Annotated in this window: 19 protein-coding genes and 1 riboswitch; of the genes, 15 read left to right on the top strand and 4 right to left on the bottom strand. The window is 57.8% G+C overall.

Features of this window, described 5'->3' with window-relative positions; genetic code table 11:
* Window positions 1-14 precede the first annotated feature (14 nt).
* The 10 genes from GNP00_RS16180 to GNP00_RS16140 all read left to right on the top strand — a co-directional run bounded on the left by GNP00_RS16180 (window position 15) and on the right by GNP00_RS16140 (window position 9,585).
* Window positions 15-1,187: a cytochrome P450 gene (locus tag GNP00_RS16180; protein WP_343034288.1), complete on the top strand. Its 1,173-nt coding sequence runs from the start codon at window positions 15-17 to the stop codon at window positions 1,185-1,187.
* Window positions 1,188-1,267: 80 nt separating this feature from the next.
* Window positions 1,268-1,840, top strand: a complete 573-nt coding sequence (locus GNP00_RS16175; protein WP_011582827.1) for a DUF4142 domain-containing protein — start codon at window positions 1,268-1,270, stop codon at window positions 1,838-1,840.
* 17 nt (window positions 1,841-1,857) lie between these two features.
* Window positions 1,858-2,367 carry a ferritin-like domain-containing protein gene (locus GNP00_RS16170; RefSeq protein ID WP_011582828.1) on the top strand — a complete coding sequence of 170 codons (510 nt, stop codon included), beginning with the start codon at window positions 1,858-1,860 and terminating at the stop codon, window positions 2,365-2,367.
* Between the two features lie 259 nt (window positions 2,368-2,626).
* A complete protein-coding gene (locus tag GNP00_RS16165; RefSeq protein WP_011582829.1) occupies window positions 2,627-5,296 on the top strand; it encodes a hypothetical protein in 2,670 nt (889 codons plus the stop codon).
* Between the two features lie 208 nt (window positions 5,297-5,504).
* Window positions 5,505-6,092, top strand: a complete 588-nt coding sequence (locus GNP00_RS16160; protein WP_011582830.1) for a L,D-transpeptidase — start codon at window positions 5,505-5,507, stop codon at window positions 6,090-6,092.
* 138 nt (window positions 6,093-6,230) lie between these two features.
* On the top strand, window positions 6,231-6,371 hold the full coding sequence (locus GNP00_RS23425) for a lipoprotein (protein ID WP_041544865.1): 141 nt from the start codon (window positions 6,231-6,233) through the stop codon (window positions 6,369-6,371).
* 111 nt (window positions 6,372-6,482) lie between these two features.
* Window positions 6,483-7,121, top strand: a complete 639-nt coding sequence (locus GNP00_RS16155) for a hypothetical protein (protein WP_011582831.1) — start codon at window positions 6,483-6,485, stop codon at window positions 7,119-7,121.
* A gap of 95 nt (window positions 7,122-7,216) precedes the next feature.
* On the top strand, window positions 7,217-7,807 hold the full coding sequence (locus GNP00_RS16150) for a protein-S-isoprenylcysteine O-methyltransferase (protein ID WP_011582832.1): 591 nt from the start codon (window positions 7,217-7,219) through the stop codon (window positions 7,805-7,807).
* A gap of 9 nt (window positions 7,808-7,816) precedes the next feature.
* On the top strand, window positions 7,817-8,569 hold the full coding sequence (locus tag GNP00_RS16145) for a hypothetical protein (RefSeq protein ID WP_041544866.1): 753 nt from the start codon (window positions 7,817-7,819) through the stop codon (window positions 8,567-8,569).
* A gap of 125 nt (window positions 8,570-8,694) precedes the next feature.
* Entirely contained in the window at window positions 8,695-9,585 is an 891-nt protein-coding gene (locus GNP00_RS16140) for an SDR family NAD(P)-dependent oxidoreductase (protein WP_041545677.1), read from the top strand.
* A 40-nt stretch (window positions 9,586-9,625) separates the two neighbouring features.
* Here GNP00_RS16140 and GNP00_RS16135 read toward each other — a convergent pair whose 3' ends face one another.
* The 4 genes from GNP00_RS16135 to GNP00_RS16120 all read right to left on the bottom strand — a co-directional run bounded on the left by GNP00_RS16135 (window position 9,626) and on the right by GNP00_RS16120 (window position 13,871).
* Entirely contained in the window at window positions 9,626-10,147 is a 522-nt protein-coding gene (locus tag GNP00_RS16135; RefSeq protein ID WP_157038125.1) for a CAP domain-containing protein, read from the bottom strand.
* 47 nt (window positions 10,148-10,194) lie between these two features.
* Window positions 10,195-10,527 carry a hypothetical protein gene (locus tag GNP00_RS16130; RefSeq protein WP_041544867.1) on the bottom strand — a complete coding sequence of 111 codons (333 nt, stop codon included), beginning with the start codon at window positions 10,525-10,527 and terminating at the stop codon, window positions 10,195-10,197.
* A gap of 67 nt (window positions 10,528-10,594) precedes the next feature.
* Window positions 10,595-13,153 (bottom strand): PQQ-binding-like beta-propeller repeat protein, encoded by a 2,559-nt coding sequence (locus tag GNP00_RS16125; RefSeq protein ID WP_011582837.1) that lies wholly within the window; start codon window positions 13,151-13,153, stop codon window positions 10,595-10,597.
* Between the two features lie 223 nt (window positions 13,154-13,376).
* Window positions 13,377-13,871, bottom strand: a complete 495-nt coding sequence (locus tag GNP00_RS16120; RefSeq protein WP_011582838.1) for a YciE/YciF ferroxidase family protein — start codon at window positions 13,869-13,871, stop codon at window positions 13,377-13,379.
* 192 nt (window positions 13,872-14,063) lie between these two features.
* Between GNP00_RS16120 and GNP00_RS16115 the strand changes: the two genes are divergently transcribed.
* The 5 genes from GNP00_RS16115 to GNP00_RS16095 are packed head-to-tail and all read left to right on the top strand — an operon-like array spanning window position 14,064 to window position 17,703.
* The gene (locus GNP00_RS16115; protein ID WP_011582839.1) at window positions 14,064-14,501 is read left to right on the top strand and encodes a DUF2267 domain-containing protein; all 438 of its coding nucleotides are present in this window, start codon (window positions 14,064-14,066) and stop codon (window positions 14,499-14,501) included.
* 11 nt (window positions 14,502-14,512) lie between these two features.
* Window positions 14,513-15,856, top strand: coding sequence for an erythromycin esterase family protein (locus GNP00_RS16110; RefSeq protein ID WP_011582840.1), 1,344 nt, complete (start codon window positions 14,513-14,515; stop codon window positions 15,854-15,856).
* A 17-nt stretch (window positions 15,857-15,873) separates the two neighbouring features.
* Entirely contained in the window at window positions 15,874-16,707 is an 834-nt protein-coding gene (locus GNP00_RS16105) for an MBL fold metallo-hydrolase (RefSeq protein WP_011582841.1), read from the top strand.
* 31 nt (window positions 16,708-16,738) lie between these two features.
* Window positions 16,739-17,410 carry a phosphoribosyltransferase gene (locus GNP00_RS16100; protein ID WP_011582842.1) on the top strand — a complete coding sequence of 224 codons (672 nt, stop codon included), beginning with the start codon at window positions 16,739-16,741 and terminating at the stop codon, window positions 17,408-17,410.
* A 20-nt stretch (window positions 17,411-17,430) separates the two neighbouring features.
* The gene (locus GNP00_RS16095) at window positions 17,431-17,703 is read left to right on the top strand and encodes a hypothetical protein (protein ID WP_011582843.1); all 273 of its coding nucleotides are present in this window, start codon (window positions 17,431-17,433) and stop codon (window positions 17,701-17,703) included.
* 271 nt (window positions 17,704-17,974) lie between these two features.
* Window positions 17,975-18,186: riboswitch (cobalamin riboswitch) on the top strand.
* The last annotated feature ends 373 nt before the right edge of the window (window positions 18,187-18,559 follow it).

The following is an 18,559-nucleotide window of genomic DNA, read 5'->3' as shown; positions in this document are numbered from 1 at the left end:
AAGGCTATCTCTTCGTGACCAAACGCTGCAACGAGATCGGTGCCGATGCGTTCCGCACACGCATAATGATGCGGGAAGTGATCTTCATGCGTGGGCCGGCGGCAGCAGAGCAGTTCTACCGCCCAGGTCGCTTCACGCGCCGCGCCGCCATTCCGCGTACAGCGCTCGCCCTCCTTCAGGATTGGGGCAGCGTGCAGACCCTCGATGGCGAGGCGCACCATCATCGCAAGCAGATGTTCATGGACATGATGGATGCGGCCGGCCTTGGCCGCGCGATTTCCATCTTCCGTGCGCAGTGGCAGGCGGCGCTCCGCCGCGCACCCACGCGCGTGAGGCTGCATGACCTTGCGCGTGAGGCTCTGACATACACCGCACTTTTGTGGTGCGGCTTGCCGCTCGACCGGGCAGACCCGAAGCGGAGAACGGCTGAGCTTGCCGCCATGATCGAGGGTGCCGGAAGTTTTGGGCCAGGCCACTTGCGTGCCCGCCTGATGCGCCTGAGCTGCGAAGCATGGGCTCGGGGAATGATTGAGGCGATCCGAAGAGACGAATTACCTCTCCAAGACAACTGCCCTGCCGCGCAAATTGCCCTGCACCGGGATCTTTCGGGCGCCGAGCTTGCCCCTGAGGTAGCCGCTGTGGAGCTGATCAACCTCTTGCGTCCCATCGTGGCGGTCGCTCGATACGTCACCTTTGTCGGCCATGCGCTCCATGTTCACTCGAATGCTGCAGAGCATCTCGCGGCAGGCGCGCCAGACGCAGAAGTGGAAGCCTTCGTCCAGGAAGTTCGCCGCTATTATCCCTTTTTTCCGATGGTGGGAGGCCGGGTGCTGCAACCCTTTTCCTGGTGTGGTCACAGTTTTGGCGCCGGCGACTGGGTGCTGCTCGATCTTTATGGCACCAATCACCATCCGGATGCTTGGCAGGATGCCGAGGTCTTCGACCCCCACCGCTTTCGCGGGTGGCAGGGTGATGGCTACGGTTTTATTCCTCAGGGCGGGGGAGGATTCATAACCGGCCATCGCTGCCCTGGCGAGTGGCTCACCATCGGGCTCATGGTCGAGGCTGTCCGCCAGCTCCTCGCCACGCATTACACGGTGCCGGAGCAGGATCTGCGCATCGCGATGAATCGCCTTCCGGCGCTCCCGGAAAGCGGTTTCGTCATGGAACTGCCGCCCACGCCCTAGTTTGCCGATCCGCCAAGGAACATGCGCGCAGTCTCGCCGTTCGGCGTTCGAGGCAATACGCACTCCAAGGAGGAATTCCAATGCATCGCCGACTTCTATTGGCCACAGCGGCACTTGCGCTTGCAGTTGGCAGCCCGGCCCTATCGCAGGATTCCGGCAGCGATCCGGCATCGCCTGCCGAGCCTCAACTCTCGGAACAGAATGATCAGCCGGCTGGAAGCGAGGCCACCGCCTCCACGCCTCAGGAATTTGCCACTATGGCTGCCCAATCCAATATGTTGGAGATCGAATCGAGCCGGGTTGCCCTCGAAAAGGCGCAGAGCGACGAGGTTCGTGAATTCGCTCAAAAGATGGTGGATGACCATACCAAGGCCGGCGAAGAAATGACGCAGGCTGCGGCGGGCGATGGCGTCAACGATGTCCCGAAATCGCTCGATGCCGCGCACGAGCAGATGCTTACTCAGCTTGAGCAAGCTTCGGCCGATCAGTTCGACAGTCAGTATTTGCAAATGCAGCTGGCAGCGCATCAACGGGCTGTCGCGCTTTTCTCAAGCTACGCTGAACAGCAGGGAAGCCTGGCGGATTTTGCCGAGAAGACATTGCCGACCCTGCAAGAACATCTCGAGCAAGTGCAGCAGCTTGCTCAGCAATAGCCGTGGGAGTGAGATTGATGGCTGATATGGACGAGAGGCTGAACCAATGGCTTCGCGATGCGCACGCCATGGAGTTGCAAGCCGAGCATATGCTCAACGGCTTGGCGGGCCGTATCGAGAGTTATCCGGAGCTCGGCACCCGCATAGACCAGCATATCGTCGAGACGCAGTCACAAAAGCAACGACTGGAAGCCTGCCTGCAAAGGCGCGGGACATCTCCCTCGGGAATGAAGGATTTCGCCGGCCAATTCACGGCGCTGATGCAAACAGCAGGCGGTGTGCTGGCCGGCGACGAGGTGGTGAAAGGTTTGCTTGCGGGTTACACGTTTGAACATATGGAAATCGGCTCTTACCGTATCTTGGCGGCAGGAGCGGAAGCTGCGGGCGACATGGAGACTGCGCGCGTATGCGAAGAAATTTGTCGCGAAGAGGAGGCGATGGCTTCTTGGCTGCTGGATCATTGCCGTGAGATCACGCAGGCCCACCTCATGCGTCACGCGACCGAGTCGGAAACGGCCAAACGCTAGCATTAGCCAGCGCCCTGTGCACTGAAGAACGATTGCCGGCGCTGGCCGATTGCTTTTCCCTTTCGCCTTGGATCCCCGCTGCAGGAAGACGGGGAGCGTAGCGTTCGCGCGATGCCATTACCAGCGCTGCGCACCGCCTTTCCAAATCAGAGGCGGTGAAGCGTTACCTGAAAAATCGATTTTTCCATAAGCTCGATTGGTTCGATATGGAGTCATTTTCATTCAGAAGCTAAATTCTGATCAGGCTGAAGGATTATGCATGCTTCCTGCAAGTATTGGAAACCTTAATTCTTTATCGGTGAATTACAGAAGCACCAATATTACGCACCTTCGGCCAATCCACCAGAAAACCCTTTCCGAAAACTTTAAGGCGCCTGCTCATTATTCCCCTGATCCGCAGGCAACGGCCGAGTGGGACCGCAGGATAGAAGAAGCCAAAGAGCACTTAAAGTCGCTGTTTCCAGACTGGAGTGCAGCCGACAGCGAAACCGAAAGTCCGGCTGACAAAGAAATGTCGGGTAAGCCGAAGAAGGCCGGAGAGTCTCGCAAGGCGCGCGCTATCGGCACTTGGCTCCGGGTCGTAGGAAATGCCAACCGTCTGCTTTTAACTGCGCGTCCACACGAGGCCTATGCCGCACATTTGGACATTCTCGATGATCTACCGTTCAGGCGAGAGATCTTTTCTCGAGAACTGATCAAATCCAAACTCGATCCCGATAGGCGCATACCGATTGTCCAGACCATGCCAGGCGGAATAAAGGGGGTGCCGCCAAAGGTGGTCCATACAGAAAAATCGCTGATCGACATTTGCCTCGATAATCAGCTTTCTACCTTCCCGTTAAATTTTGCTACCTCAGAACGTGAATACTTAAAGCACTGTCCTGATAATAAAATATTCTTTGATCAGTTCCAGACATACTGGCAGAAGCAACTAAGGGAAATCGCGCAAATAGTAACCTCTCGGCTTTCAGCGCTCGGCGTCGATTTCAACACGAGCAATGCGGCGATCTATCAACCCGTTGCATGCTGCCGCTCGGTCAAGGTGCATGTTGGTGACGGACAACTCGGAGAGCCGGATTTTATCACTGAAAGAATATCGGTTGCGGCACACCGTGGCTTTATCGTCTATGTCGAGCAGGGCAAGCAAGCCTTCTCGATTTCGTTGGCGGAAGAGCGGCTGGAAATAAAAAGAGTTCCTCTGGACGATTTTCAACAGCTAGCCGGTCATCACAGTTTCACAATCCATGTTGCGCCGGGAAACCAAGCTTTCTCCATTCTGCTGGCTGAGGGCGAACTGGAGATAGAACGAATTCCAGTCGAAGAGCTCAATAAAACCCAGGCGGATTCAGGGCATAGCTGGATATCCGATAATAAAGGCAGTTTCTTTTCGAAGCAGACAATCGAGCAGCTGGAGAAAGAAAAGTTCTACGCAACGCGCATGACGGAACCCGCACCGATACGGAAGACAGTCAATGATCTTTCCAAAGCGTTGCTTATTCCCCGGGAACCTATCCTGAAACAGTATGCCTATGGCGAGACGAATGTGGAGGCCACCATTCACAGCGCCAGGGAGATGCTGGTCCCCTGCTATGTCAAGACGCGCGATGAGCTAATCGAAAAATGCGCCGTGGATATCATCTCCCTTGTCGCGGATGTGGCAGACTATTTCCGGCTCGCCAAGGGAGCAATGACGCCCGCGAAAGCAGCGGGAGGTTTGAAACAAACCATACCGTTGAAGACAAAGGCGCGTTTGCTCGACGACGGCATCGCGCCCGGCCAAACGCCGCTCGGAACTCACCAGCAGCTTGGGAGTGCACTTCCGGCGCGGGGGCGAATGCCTTTGAGCCGTGCTCAAACATCTGCAAGACCCGTGGAGCTTATCAGGAGGTTTCCGAATGGTGCAGCTATGCCTAACTCGCCGGTGGTGCGAAACGAGCTTGAAAAACTGAACCGCCTGATAAGATCCGATCATCAATTGGAACGGTTCATCTGCAAACCCGCCGATCGCTGCGCAGAATCACTCGAGCCTGTCGTTGCCGCCCTGAAAAACGCCGGATACGAAACACGCAGCCGTGCAATGTACTGGTGGGAGGATGCAGATGACTTCCTGCCGGAGAACCACTTTCTTGTATTGGCGAGGAAAGACAACGTTGAATATGCAATCGATCTAACCGCGGGGCAATATAGCGCCTACGGCATTACCGATATGATCATAGATACAGAGGCAGCCTGGGCGAAGCGTTTCCAGGAGATAGCAAAAGGTAAGCTTGTAAAGTACAAAGACTTCCAAAATCCTATTCAGGCAAAAAATGCCTTTTATTCAGGTATTCCTGTCAGGCCAAACGACATAATAAAAAATGCGGAAGATGCGGTCGTCCTATCTAAGCCCGCTTGGTACGGCAAACACAGGAGATTCAGATCAGTTTATAAATATGCGGAGCCAGAGGGCGGGATAATTGAGCGTATCGGCCGGCGCTATCTTATCAAAGCCAAGCATAATCGCCCCAGCAATGGGATCGCCCATCCCCGGCAACATACTTCACCGGTGGAGAGGGTTGCGGCCTTCGTGGAGAAGCGGGGCAATTGGAACAGTGGTGCCGGGGATCTCGCGGTACAGGCGGTTGTCAACATTCTGCGCCGCGAGATTGAGATCTTTTATCCTGACCCCAATCGAATACCCACTCGATTAATCCCGATGCCCTCGCGTGGCGGGGCGATGGGAGATCCAATTCAGCTCTATTATACGGGAAATCATTATGATGCCCTGATCGAGGGGAAGCGAATTCCGGTAGCCCCTGATGGAGATTGCCTGTTCCGCGCGGTGTTGAGGGGTCTTGGCCGCGAAGACACTCACCAGGACATACAGTACCTGCGCAAGATCGCGGCCCAGGACATTCGAAGCCATGCCGATGAATTTAGGGCTTTGTGACCTGATAGCCTCGAACGGTTGTTCGTACGGCATTGAAAATCTCAAATACTGGCAATTTTTGCTCAGATCATTAACCTGAGACCGTTATCTTGCCAGAAGATCCTGATGTCTAAAGCAGGTCTTGAACAAGATCGGCGATTATGGCCCAATCAGCGATTGCTTTGTAAATGTTCTGAAAGCAAGAACTCCGTGTAAAGAGGGTGACATGATGGATGGATGCTCGCGTCGCATGTTGCTGTTGGGCGGGATGGCAGCAGTACTGTCAGGCTGCGCAAATACGCGACAGTTGGCCCCGCAGCCGGCACCTGGCCGGGCGAATCGCATCGAAATAGACCCGCAATTCCGCCGTCAGCGCGTTCCCTATGCGGGAGGAGAAAAGCCCGGCACGATCATCGTCAATCGTGACGAGCGCTTTCTCTACTACGTCGAGGGAGACGGTTGGGCGACCCGGTATGGTGTCGGTGTCGGCAAGGAGGGGCGCACCTTATCAGGGCGAGCTGTTGTGGGACGTAAGGCTGAATGGCCTTCATGGACCCCTACCGCGAACATGATGCGGCGCGAGCCTCGGTACCTGCAATATGCGGGGGGCGTATCCGGCGGGCCCCACAATCCGCTGGGGGCGAGGGCGCTTTATCTCTACCGCAACGGTCGCGATACAATGTATCGCCTGCACGGCACCAATGAACCGTGGTCTATCGGACAGGCTGTTTCAAGTGGATGCATTCGCCTGCTTAACGACGACATCATACATCTTTATGAGAGGGTTCCTGTCGGGACGGCTGTCATGATAATCTAGGTTTTGTATTCAAATTGAATGGACGGAATGTAATAGATTGTGTGATCATTGTTGCAATTCTGCACTAGTCTCGCACGCAAGTTGACCTATTCTCATGATCGTAAGTCTCGTCTACCAGGGAGAGGGAAGGATTTTTTGATGAAAAAGGTCTTCATCACACTGGTTGCAGTTTTTGCGGCAACCACTCTTGCCGCATGCGTGGGCAAGGGCAAGGGAAAGGCTCCTCCGCCTGCCCCTGTTGTGGCTGAGGAGCCAGCTCCGGCTCCTGTCTATAAGTAGCCTTTCAATTTAGGTTTGGCGGAGGAGCGTTCCTCCGCCAAACCTATTTGGCGCTTTTCAGTCGGCGTCGCAGATGGGCAGCGCTGCTGCTTATTGGGCAGAGGAAATAAATTGATCTGGTCGCTTGGTCGGCTCGTCCTGGTATTTTGCCTGGCTCTGGTCGTGGCTTCCTGCCAAAGCACAAGTGGCACCGGCAATTCTGTCGCCGCGAGTGCGGATGGGCAGCGGTCAACCACTCTTGCCGACATTGGGCTGACGGAGCAGCCCAGTGAGCAGAAGCGCCATTTTATCGAGTTCCGTTCGCGCTATGCGCTCAGTTACGGTCATTCTTATGTGATCTTCGGGCGTCTCGATCAGGCTGGCAATATGGTCGATCCCGAAGTGGCGGGGCTTCATCCGGCCTCCGATAGCGCCGTTCCCTATATGCTTGGCCATTTCCTGCCAGTACCCGCGGAAACGGGTTGGAGCGATGGCGATTTGGAAGAAGAGTACATGTCCGCAAATTGGCGCGTCATGCTCAGCGAGGATGAATACCGAAAGGTCGTCGCCAATATTCGCAGGCTTCAGTCCAAGTCAAAAGTGTGGCACGCGGCTGTTTACAACTGCAATGCCTTTGTGGCCGATATCGCTGCTTCGATGGGGTATAAGACGCCATTCATCTGGCTTCGGCCCCAGCAGTTTATTACGCGACTGCGCGAAATGAATGGCGGCCCGAATGCGATCGGCCGCACTGCACCTTACCCTGGTTGATCAAATGCAGCCTGGGCCTTTCAGGTGTCAAACCGTGAGCCATAAGAGCAGCAGCGTTATCTTTGTGTCGCCATGGCGGGAATTGGTCGACCAGGGTGATTGAACCAGGCCTTCTCGGAAAAGTGCTTTGGGTGCTGGGCATCATAGCCTGGTATATCATCCGATATCCCTTTCAGCGTCGCGCAAAGCGCACCAAGACTGTGCATCGAATGCGCTCGGGTTCCGAAATCATTGGACTTGGCTCCGCGCTGCTTGGTCTGGGAATTCTTCCTGGATTATATGTGGCGACCGGCTTTCCCGAGGCCGCTGGTCATCCGGCCCGATACTGGCTCGTTATTCCGGGCGGCCTTGTCTTTGCAATGGGTCTGGCAACATTTCGCTGGTCTCACAAGGCGCTAGGGCGCAACTGGTCCATTACCCTTGAAATAAGGGAGAAGCACAGGGTTGTTTGTTCCGGTCCTTACCGGTTCGTTCGGCATCCCATGTATTTGTCGTTTCTGCTCATGGGTATCGGGCAGGCAATGCTGCTGCCGAACTGGATATCAGGCATGGCGGGGGTGGTTGGATGTGCGGTATTGTTCTTCCTGCGCATCAATAAAGAAGAGCGTATGATGCAGGATGGTTTTGGACCCGAATATGCGCAGTACATGAAGCGGACAAAGAGGATCATCCCTTTTATTTATTAAGGTCCATCCATGAGAGGCCGTGCCATCAAGTTGTCCGGCCCCAGACGTCTTGTCGGGGACCTGATGAAGTTCTCAATGTCGGTGCCACGGGTCACCGTGCAGCGTCACATGAACATCGCGTCGCTTCTCCAAGCCAGATCTGAGGTGAATCCCCGTCCTTCCTGGACGGCCATTTTCCTTAAGGGCTATGGGCTCCTGGGGCAGGATTTTCCCGAGCTGCGCCGGGCTTACATAAAATTTCCTCTCCCTCACCTTTATGAGTATCCGAAGAGTGTCGCTTCTGTAGCCCATGAGCGGGAGCATGAAGGTGAACGGGCAGTCCTGCTCGCCCGTATCAGGGCGCCAGAGGAGCGCAAAATTCCCGAGATCGAGCGACTGCTGCACACCTACAGGAATAAGCCGGTTCTGCAGATTAAGGAGTTTCGACGCGCGCTCCGCCTTGCCCGCCTTCCCACGCCAGTAAGGCGGGCGGCTATTTGGCTTGGCCTCAATTTGGCGCGCCAGAGGGCAAACTTCTTCGGCACGTTTCAGTTTTCCGTATACTCCGCGCTGGGAGCCGAATCCCTTAATCCCCTCACTCCGCTGACCACATTATTCAACTATGGACAGATCAGCAGCGATGGATGGGTGACGGTGCGCATTCACTACGACCATCGAGTTATGGATGGCGCCAATGTCGCCCGGGCGCTGGTTCGTTTTGAAGAGATTCTCAACACCAAAGTGGTCGGGGAACTCAGAAACATGACGGAAGAGGCCCGCTGAACATTGCCTGGAAGATGATAATGGGCTTGCGCTGCGGCGCAGGCTCGCCCAATTCTTCAGGAGCTTACCTCCAAGGCACCCGTCGTGGAACGAACTCCGATTCTTGGTCTGAAGGTACTGTGCACCTGAACCCGCCGCGCAAAATCTTGCCTGCAACCGTCATAACCGGGGCTTCGTCCGGCATCGGCCGCTCGATCGCCAATATCGCTGCGCGCGAAAAGGGCGCGATCGTCCTGGTCGGCCGCTCGCTGGAGGGGTTGCAGGAGACGGCGGCTAGCGTGGAGAAAGCGGGCGGACGGCCATACATCTTGGATTTGGATCTCACGACCGAGGATGCATTGGCAGAGCTGGACCAGCTTCTGGAGCGGAATGCGCTCTTCTGCGAGGTGCTCGTCAACAGTGCCGGTCATGGGATAAGGGGTGCAGCTATAGCGCTTCCCCTTAGGCCGCAATTGTCCATCGTTGATCTTAACATCAGTGCCCTGGCTCGGCTGACACTTCATTATCTGCCGGGGATGGTAGAGCGGAAAAAGGGTGGGGTTATCAATTTCAGTTCGGTCGCCGGCTTTACCGCCGGCCCTTATATGTCGCTTTATTATGCCAGCAAAAGCTTCGTCCGCTCTTTTTCCGCTTCGCTTTACCAGGAAGTGAAAAAATCCGGCGTGACGGTAACCTGCGTTGCGCCTGGTCCCGTCCGCACCGGCTTTTTCGAAAATGCATCTGCCGAGCAAGCCGGGCTCTTCAACTTGCTTCCGAGGCTGGAGCCGGATTTTGTGGCGGAGCGTGCGTGGGAGGGATTCAAGTCGCGCAAACGCCTGGTGGTCCCCGGAATCTCTGCGAAATTGAGCGCTCTAGCGGCGACTGTTATTCCCTCTCCCCTTATGTTGCCTCTTATTGGAAGGTTACAGCGCAGCGGCAATGACCCGTGTCCATGCGGCTCGGGAAAGAAATTCAAGAGGTGCTGCGGCAGAAAGGCCGGCGTCAAACGCCTTGCGAATTTCCGACCGGAAGCATAGGCATTGCTCATACCTCGATGGCGGGAGAACCTGCGGAGGCTTAATAGGCGCGTGGGCGTACAAAGGTTTGCACGGCGTATACCTTGCTGCCGGACTGGGCAATTCCGAAGCCGAGCCGGTCAAATCTGGGATCCAGGATATTCCGCCTGTGGCCGGAGCTGCGCATCCATCCCGCCTGAAATTCTCTCACTCTGCCTAGATCTGCCACGCAATTCAGGCAGGTCGAGATATTCTCGCCGATAACGGACCACAGACCGCCGCCATTTGCCTGATATCTGTCGCCGATATCTTGTCGCTCGGGCGAGCGATGCGCGTAAAAGCCGCGTCGCGCCATATCTTCCGCATGCGCTTGAGCCGCGGCGGTAAGTGTTGGATCGAGGCGCAGCGGCGGTACGCCGCTTTGTCTGCGCGCCTGGTTGACCAGCGACAGCGCCTCAGCGCGAAGCCTGCCCAGGTCTTGAACTCCATCAAGGCTGTTGTTCTGGAGGGGAGTGCCCGCACAGGCCGCGCAGAAAAGAAGGATGCCTAAGAGTACTGCCGCACGCATTTTGTCAGTTATCACGCAAAACCCCCGATACCGCGGCTGGTTAGCATGGAAATGAGGCACATCTAGCCCCGCTTGGGTTTTTCCGGTTCGCGTGACTCTCCGGTCCTGTTCGTCTGCCGCGCCAGCGCATCGGCCTGAGCCTCGGTTCCGTAGGGGGAAGCCTGCCCTTCGCCTATGTCGCCGGCATCAGCAATGCGCCGGGCGCTGCCGCTGGTCGCTTGCTGCGCCTCATTTTCCGCTGGGGTGCGCTCTGCGTTTTGCCAAACCTCGTCCGCGTCGCTCAGGTCGTCAGCTTCCGGTTCGGCGTTCATGCGCTCATGGGCGATGTCGGCGCGGCTCGTTCCGGTAAGGTCCGTCTCCACCTTCACATGCTTCTTTGCATCATCCTCGGCCATGGTTATCTCCCGTGCTTCCGAGGGGTGAACCTGCCGCGCCTGCCATTGTTCCAGGCTTAATGCGGAGCTATTGCGGCAGTGCATAAGCGATAATCGAATCGCCCGCCTTTGTGCCGGTGGAACCGTGGCCGCCGGCGACCACGACCAGATATTGCCGGCCATCCTCGCCCACATAGGTGGAAGGCGTGGCTTGGCCGCCGGCGGGCAGCCGCTCACGCCACAGCTCCTCGCCGGTACGCAGGTCATAGCCGCGCACATAATAGTCGAGCGTGCCCGAGAGAAAGGCTACACCGCCAGCGGTAACGATCGGCCCGCCAATTCCCGGCACGCCCATTTCAAACGGCAGGGGAATGGGCGAAAGATCCCGCACTGTGCCGTTTACTTGCTTGTAAACGGTTTCGCCCGTGGTCAGGTCCACCGCTGCGATATAGCCCCAAGGCGGCCTTTGGCAGGGAAGCTGAAGGGGCGAATAAAACGGCCCCATCTGCGCCGCGTAAGGTGCACCGAAATTCTCGTTGAAGATCGCCTCGCCCTCCTGTGTCACAACCCGGGAAAGCTCGTTCTGCCGAGGAACCTGTTTCACCTCGAAGGCAAGATAGACGGGCATCGCAAACATGATGTCGCGGTTGGGGTCCACAGCCACAGAACCCCAGTTGAACGTGCCGAAATTGCCCGGATACACAATTGTGCCTTGGAGTGAAGGCGGCGTGTATCGGCCTTCGTAGCGAAGCTGGTGGAAACGAACCCGGCAATAGAGCTGATCGATCGGCGTCGCGCCCCACATATCGGCTTCTCTGAGGGGGGCCGGGCCGAACGAAATGGCTGAATGCGGCTGGGTGGGCGCTGTCCGGTCGCCCTCCACCGCGCCCTGCGGCGTTGGCCGCTCCTCGATAGGGAAAATGGGCTCGCCGGTTGCCCGGTTGAGCACGAAGATGTCGCCTTGTTTTGTGGCCTGCACCAGCGCTGGCACTGCCTGTCCATCGACCGTGAGGTCGATCAGGACAGGCTGAGCGGGCACGTCATAGTCCCAGATGTCGTGATGCACTGTCTGGAACACCCATGCCACCTCGCCGGTGTCAGCCCGCAGCGCCAGAACCGAGGAGGAGTAGCGTTCGGTATTTTCACCCCGATTTCCGCCGAACTGGTCCGGCGATTCGTTGCCCATCGGAAAATAGGCGAGGCCGAGATTAGGGTCGTAGCTCGCCACGCTCCAGGAATTTGGTGCGTTCTGGGAATATACGCCGTCTGGCGCGATCGGCTGCGTCGCTTCGGGATTCTTGCTGTCGAAATTCCAGACAAGTGCGCCGGTGTAGAGATCGAAGGCCCGGATTACGCCGGAGGGCGAGGTGATCGCTTCGTTATCGTTTACGGCCCCGCCGATGATGACAAGCCGGCCGGCAATCAGGGGAGGCGAGGTGGAATAGTAGGAGCCGGGCGTAACGTTCGGCATATTCGCCCAGAGATTGATCGTGCCGTCGCCGCCGAAGCCGGGGCAGATCTCCCCCGTATCGGCACTTATCGTGATCAGCCGCCCATCCGACGTGGGCACGAACAGCCGCTTCATGCACTGCTGGCTGAGCGTCACGCGCGCAGGCGGCTCTTCGCGCGTAACAACAAAGCTAAGTGCGCCGGGTTCTGCCTGTCCGGTAACGATGTTCTGCGGCACAGGTGCTGCCTGCGTCGTTATCTCATCCACGCTCGTCGCGATCTCCGCCGTTTCATCCGGTGCTCCGGCTTGGCCCGTCGGCGCGGTTTCCGGTGCAGCCTGAGCCGTGGGGCTGGTCGCAGGAAGATCCCCCGGCGCTGCCTCGTGATACGAAACGCCGCGGCAGGTCATATGCTGCGTTGTCTCGGTCGGCGGCTGTCTCAGTTGCGGGTCGAAGCGCCACTTTTCCTGGCCAGTAACAGGATCAAGCGCGATCACCGTGCTGAAGGGCGTACAGATATAGAGGGTGTTGTTCACCATCAGCGGCGTCACCTCATATGTCGTCTCGCCGGGATCGTTTTCATCGCGCATCTCTCCCGTCTGATAGCTCCATGCCACTTCCAACTGCGACACGTTTTCAGGCGTGATCTGGTCCAGTGGTGAATAGCGCTGGCCAAAGGAGGTGCGGCCATAGGCTGCCCATTCGCCAGGCGGCACATCGCCTTGCTGCGGCGCCGGGGACACGGCAATCCGCTGCTCGGGGAATGCGCCATCGATATCGTGCGGCTGTTGAAACATCGAATAGATGCCAACGATGGCTGCGATGAAGATCGAGGCCGCAAGCACGCCGCTGTTCATCCCGTAGCTCGCCCGTCGGCCTTCTGGAACGCGCATGGCCCGCAATATGGGCGGCAGTAGCAAAAGAACGCCCAGGACTAGGATGAGAGCACCGCGGGGAACCAAAGCCCACCAGTCGAAGCCCACTTCCCAAACACTCCAGGCAAGAGTGAGAAGAATGGTCAGGCCGTACAGAAGAAGCCCGCTTGCGCTGCGCCTCAAAAGCAAAGCGCCGGAAAGAACGAGAAGAAGCCCAAGCAGGATGTAGAACCAGGAGCCGCCAAGAACAGCGAGCCAAACGCCGCCGGCGGCAATGACAAGGCCAAGAACAGCAATGATTACTGATAGTATGATACGAAACACGGCGGCGCCTCTACGGTTTTGGGGGCATGGGTGGTTGGGCAGTATTGCGGACTACACGACAGTCCGGGCCAGCCGACCGTGCACAACTACGCTCGCAAACTAACGTTCCGCAAAATTCGCCGAGAAAGCGCCGACTGCTATGGCAGATTGAATGTCGAGTGGTGCGTCTTCGCCAGAAAGGCGGCCGGAGGACCGCCTTTCTGGGGGTAAATCCTGCGGCTCTTCACGCCGCTTTCTTGTTGGCTTGCGACTCGGCGAGCTTGGTGAGGAGTTCGTCAGTCCTCTTCTCCTCCTCCAGATTTTGCTCGAAGAGTTTTGCTGCATCCTCCATCCCGAGCTGTCGTGCCCAAGTGCGAAGTGTGCCATAGCGGGAAATCTCGTAATGCTCGATCGATTGGTTCGCTGAAACCAGGCCTGCGTCCAGGGCATCGGAGTCGGAGAACTCTTCCATGATCTCCTGCCCCTCGGCAACGAGTCCCTGCATCGCCTCGCAAGGCTTTCCGCGCGGCGCCCGATCCATCGCCTCGAAAACCTTCTCGAGGCGTTCGATCTGGCCCTCGGTTTCCTGCCGATGCTTTTCCAGCGCCTTTTTCAGTTCATCGGATTTCGCCGCCTTGGTCATCTTCGGCAGCGTCCTCAGCACTTGCTTTTCAGCGTGATAGATGTCCTTCAGCGTCTCCAGCATCAAATTCTCAAGCGTCCGGTTCTGGGCGGGCATTGTGCTCTCCTGTGTTCTCTTGGCGAAATCCTCGAACGGTGTTGACGCTTGCTGGTTCCAATTATCCTTGGAAATTGGGGGCAGTTTTCGAGGGCGCTTTTTCGCTCGCTCCCGCGAACAAACTTCCTTTCTTCAGGTTGGGGCCTTGAGCTGGGGTGAAAGCCCGAACCCAAAGCAAGGAAGGATTGGACCATGAGCTCCACCGGCCTCGACGTCTTGGACAAGAGCATTCAGACCACGCATATTTGGCTCAACGAGATTATGGCTGAGCATGGGGACGACCGTCAGGTTGCATGGCATATTCTCGGTGCGGTGCTGCGCGCCCTGCGCGATCGCCTGCCGGCGGAACTTGCCGCCCACCTTGCGGCCGAATTGCCGCTCGTCGTCCGCGGACTTTATTACGACCAGTACGAGCCCTCAAAGCAGCCGGACGTTACCCGGTCGCTCGATGATTTCTTGGAGCGCGTGCAAGAAGGGCTGAGGATGATCCGTCCCGTGGATTCGCGGGATGCAACTCGCACGGTTTTCAAAGTGATCGCTCATCACGTCGATCTCGGCCAGTCGGCCAAGGTTCGCGATGCCCTGCCGAAAGACATCCAGGCACTTTGGCCCGAAAGCGTGGGTGTCTGACGGGGCAGCGGATGATCGATGCTGCGGTCACTCAGCAAAACCGGGCGCGCGATGCCGAAGAGGCTGCGGTTTGGATCGGTCGCGCATGCCGGTCCTTGCCGCCGCCTGAAAAATGGGATGCGTTCGGTGAGGCGTTCGACCGGTTCGCGAATGCGCGTGTGGTGCTCCTTGGGGAGGCGACCCACGGCACCTCCGAGTTCTACAGGGGCCGCGCTGCTATAACGCAACGCCTCATCGAGAGGCATGGGTTCGATATTATCGCGATCGAAGCCGATTGGCCGGATGCGGCGCGCGTCGACCGGTATGTGCGACACCGCGTTTCGGGGCGTTACGCCGAGGATACATTTTCGCGCTTTCCAAGTTGGATGTGGCGAAACCGGGAGTTCGCCGATTTCGTCGAGTGGCTGCGCGCCTACAACAAGGATCTTCCTGCGGATCGGCGGGCAGAGCTGCGCGGCCTTGATGTCTATTCGCTCAATACTTCCATTCAGGCGGTGGTCGATTATCTCGACCGGGTCGATCCCGAGGCGGCGAAGGCGGCGCGCCGGCGTTACGGCTGTCTCACGCCTTGGCAGGATGACCCGGCGCAATACGGCCGCGCCATGCTGCGCGGCGGGCGCGATACCTGCGAAGAAGAGGCGGTGCAGCAATTGAGGGAGCTTCTGGCGCATCGCCTCGACTATCTGGCCCGCGACGGAGAGGACTTTTTCGATGCATCCCAGAATGCACGGATTGTGCGGGCCGCCGAGCACTACTACCGCATCATGTATCTCGGTTCGATCGATTCGTGGAATTTGCGCGACCGGCATATGTTCGACACGCTCAAGGCGCTCCTGGCGCGGCGAGGCCCTGAGGCAAAAGCAGTCGTTTGGGCGCATAACTCGCATATTGGAAACGCAGCCGCGACCGCAATGGGCTGGCAAGGTGAATTCAATATCGGCGAGCTCTGCCGGACTGCCTTTGGCGATGATGCGGTGCTGATCGGGTTTGGCACCGATCGCGGCACCGTTGCGGCGGCCGAGGATTGGGGTGGAGCCATGCGCGTCATGAATGTCGTGCCCTCGCGCCCCGACTCCTATGAGCATGTCTTCCGGCGATCGGGTGTTGCGCGCTCTCTCACGGATTTGCGCGGCCTGGCAAATACGGAACTGCGCAATGCGCTTTCAACTCCTCGCCTGGAGCGCGCTATCGGCGTTATCTATCGGCCGGAGTCGGAGCTTTATAGCCATTACTTCGAAGCAGTCCTGCCGGAGCAGTTCGATGCTTTCGTCTGGTTCGAGGATACAAGCGCCGTAACGCCCCTGCCTGCCGAAAGGCCGCATGGCGTGCCGGACACTTATCCGTTCGCAACATAGGTCCCCACGGAGCCGCCATGCCCACTCAAATCCAGCTCGAACGAAGTGACGAGGCAGGTGCCGAGGTGGCAGGAGGGCTGGTGGAAATACGACCGGATCTTGCCTATCGGCGCCTGACCATGGTCAATGTGCTCTTCTTCGGCGAGCCCAGCAGCAAGGATTGGGTGCTGATTGATACCGGAGTGGCGGGCTCGGCCGGCGCCATCCAGGAATCAGCGGCAGCGCGGTTTGGAGATGGCAAGCCGCCGTCGGCGATTGTTCTTACTCACGGCCACTTTGATCACGTCGGCGCACTCCAGTCGCTGCTGCACCAATGGGATATTCCTGTCTATGCGCATCCTCTGGAGCATCCCTATCTCAACGGCAGCCGTTCCTACCCATCCGCTGATCCTTGGGTGGGTGGTGGATTGATGGCGCTTCTCTCGCCATTGTTCCCCACAAGTCCGATAGATGTAAGCGCGAATCTGAGGACATTGCCGGACGATGGTACCATCCCCGGCATGCCCGGGTGGTGCTGGATACACACCCCGGGCCACACACAGGGGCATGTCTCCTTGTGGCGCGAGGAAGATTCCACCATTATAGCGGGAGACGCTGTGGTCACGACTGGGCAGGAATCGGCCTACGATATCGCTGTCCAGTCGCCGGCAATGCATGGACCGCCCCGCTATTTCACGCCGGATTGGCAGGATGCCTGGGCCTCCGTGCGCAAGCTCGCGGCTCTTGAACCCGAGCTGCTGGTTACCGGGCATGGACGCGCCATGGCCGGCACGAACATGCGTGCGGGGCTTCGCCGGCTGGCGGACGAGTTCGACAGCATCGCCTTTCCGTCGGATATGCGAGCCGTATGACCGCCTAGCACATCGCACTGGAGTCCTCGCTATGTTGGGGAGAAAAGTTGAATTCAGGGATCGTCAGGAGGCGGGGCAGCGGCTGGCGGCCGAGCTGGGCCACCTGAAGGAGGAGAAGCCAGTCATTCTAGCCCTGCCGCGGGGTGGCGTGCCCGTTGCCTTCGAAATCGCTAAGGCTCTCTCTGCGCCGCTGGATCTCCTCATGGTCCGAAAACTCGGTGCGCCCGGCCATTCTGAACTGGGCATCGGGGCTGTGGTGGATGGAAGCGATCCTCAGCTCGTACTCAACGATGAAGCGATGGAGATCATCAGGCCTTCGTCGGACTATGTCCAAACCGAAATGGAGCGGCAGCTTGCCGAAATCGAGCGTCGGCGCGCATCCTATTTCGCCGACCACAGCCCCACATCCGTCACCGGCCGCACCGTGATTCTGGTGGACGACGGGATAGCAACAGGAGGCACCGTTCGCGTCGCGCTGAAGGCTTTGCGGAGGTCAAGCGCTGCTCGTATCGTGCTCGCCGTTCCGGTCGCGCCGCGTGACACGCTCGATTCCCTACACGACGATGCAGATGAGGTGGTGTGCCTCAGTACACCTACAGATTTCCATGCCGTCGGCCTGCATTACGAAAATTTCGATCAGACGACCGATTCAGATGTGATCCGCTACTTAAGGAACGCCCGCGATTGGCAGCCGGGCGAGTGAGTTGGGAAAGGGATGCTGAAATGCTGCCCCATATTTGGGTTCATCGCTATCATTCCGCCTGTGGCTATAAAATGGAGAAGAAGATGACACCTGGTGAACATGACCCCCGCCACCACACCCGGAGAATGAAAGCTAGGCTGCAGGAAATGGTGCAATTCCTTCGCGAGGACATCGAGAAGGTTGATGAGCCTCAGCTAAAGGCAATTTTCGAGACTTCCGCGGAGGTGCTAACCGGCCTTGCAACTGCCTTGGACCACTATGAGAAGAAGAGCGAAAGCGCCTGGCGTACCTGAGCGGCCGTTCGCGAGCAGAAACGATGTTGGTTCCTATTTGTTACAAGTCAGGAGACATAAATTCCTGCATACATGGTGGCGCAAATACGCTCGGACTGAAGTTGAAACTCTACCATTGAATTATGTTTACGTGTTCAATTTCTTCCGTCTCTGTCGGTTATAGAAGGGCGCGAGTGCTGCCTTGGTGCGCAAGTGGCCGTGATCAGCCATCAGCAAGCTTGACGAGCGAACTATCTGTTTATGCCCTCTTGACTGACAATTGATTGGCGCATATTCAATGCATGTCTGTGGTTCTCCGGGGCGGTTTTGCCGTTCCGGAGCTAAGAGGGAAGCCGGTGCGCGATGTTGCAAAGCCGGCGCTGCCCCCGCAACTGTAAACGGCGAGCCGAAATCCACCGGTGTCACTGAGGTGATAAGCCTTGGGAAGACGGATTGAAGCGAAGACCCGCGAGCCAGGAGACCTGCCACGGCAAGAAGAAACGTCCACAGGCGGGGTGTTCCTGTGGCTGTGGCGATGGGCTTTGTGTCCTTCTGCCACGTCCGCTACCCCGTCGCCAGCTGTCGGGGTTATATATGTTTTCTCAAAAAACTATTCCTGTCGCGACATTCGTGCGCCACATATTGTCCAGCGCCGCGAAGTGAGCTTCGTAATCCAATATTCATGACCGGACAAATCGCCGGAAGCTGAAGGTCCTGCGTCGGATTTCTCAGGCAGGCACGACCGCGTATTCGTGCCCGCCGCTACGCTCGGCCATGTTTCTAGGTTCTGTCGTCGCAGAAAGTGCCTCGCGGCCGCTGCGGCCGAGTAAGCTCGTTTAAATGGCAAAGGTCGCCATCTAGCGGTCTTGGAAAGGTC

Source organism: Chelativorans multitrophicus (genome assembly GCF_011317445.1).
In the GTDB taxonomy this organism is placed as follows: Bacteria; Pseudomonadota; Alphaproteobacteria; order Rhizobiales; family Rhizobiaceae; genus Chelativorans; species Chelativorans multitrophicus.
This window is presented reverse-complemented; position numbering and strand designations above follow the sequence as displayed.

Excerpts from the sequence above, each read along its gene's own strand:
- GNP00_RS16175 (WP_011582827.1), top strand. The coding sequence starts at position 1,268 with ATGCATCGCCGACTTCTATTGGCCACAGCGGCACTTGCGCTTGCAGTT.
- GNP00_RS16145 (WP_041544866.1), top strand. The coding sequence starts at position 7,817 with ATGAGAGGCCGTGCCATCAAGTTGTCCGGCCCCAGACGTCTTGTCGGG.
- GNP00_RS16170 (WP_011582828.1), top strand. The coding sequence starts at position 1,858 with ATGGCTGATATGGACGAGAGGCTGAACCAATGGCTTCGCGATGCGCAC.
- GNP00_RS16100 (WP_011582842.1), top strand. The coding sequence starts at position 16,739 with ATGTTGGGGAGAAAAGTTGAATTCAGGGATCGTCAGGAGGCGGGGCAG.
- GNP00_RS16165 (WP_011582829.1), top strand. The coding sequence starts at position 2,627 with ATGCTTCCTGCAAGTATTGGAAACCTTAATTCTTTATCGGTGAATTAC.
- GNP00_RS16160 (WP_011582830.1), top strand. The coding sequence starts at position 5,505 with ATGGATGGATGCTCGCGTCGCATGTTGCTGTTGGGCGGGATGGCAGCA.
- GNP00_RS16120 (WP_011582838.1), bottom strand. The coding sequence starts at position 13,871 with ATGCCCGCCCAGAACCGGACGCTTGAGAATTTGATGCTGGAGACGCTG.
- GNP00_RS16105 (WP_011582841.1), top strand. The coding sequence starts at position 15,874 with ATGCCCACTCAAATCCAGCTCGAACGAAGTGACGAGGCAGGTGCCGAG.
- GNP00_RS16115 (WP_011582839.1), top strand. The coding sequence starts at position 14,064 with ATGAGCTCCACCGGCCTCGACGTCTTGGACAAGAGCATTCAGACCACG.
- GNP00_RS16095 (WP_011582843.1), top strand. The coding sequence starts at position 17,431 with ATGCTGCCCCATATTTGGGTTCATCGCTATCATTCCGCCTGTGGCTAT.
- GNP00_RS16110 (WP_011582840.1), top strand. The coding sequence starts at position 14,513 with ATGATCGATGCTGCGGTCACTCAGCAAAACCGGGCGCGCGATGCCGAA.
- GNP00_RS16130 (WP_041544867.1), bottom strand. The coding sequence starts at position 10,527 with ATGGCCGAGGATGATGCAAAGAAGCATGTGAAGGTGGAGACGGACCTT.
- GNP00_RS23425 (WP_041544865.1), top strand. The coding sequence starts at position 6,231 with ATGAAAAAGGTCTTCATCACACTGGTTGCAGTTTTTGCGGCAACCACT.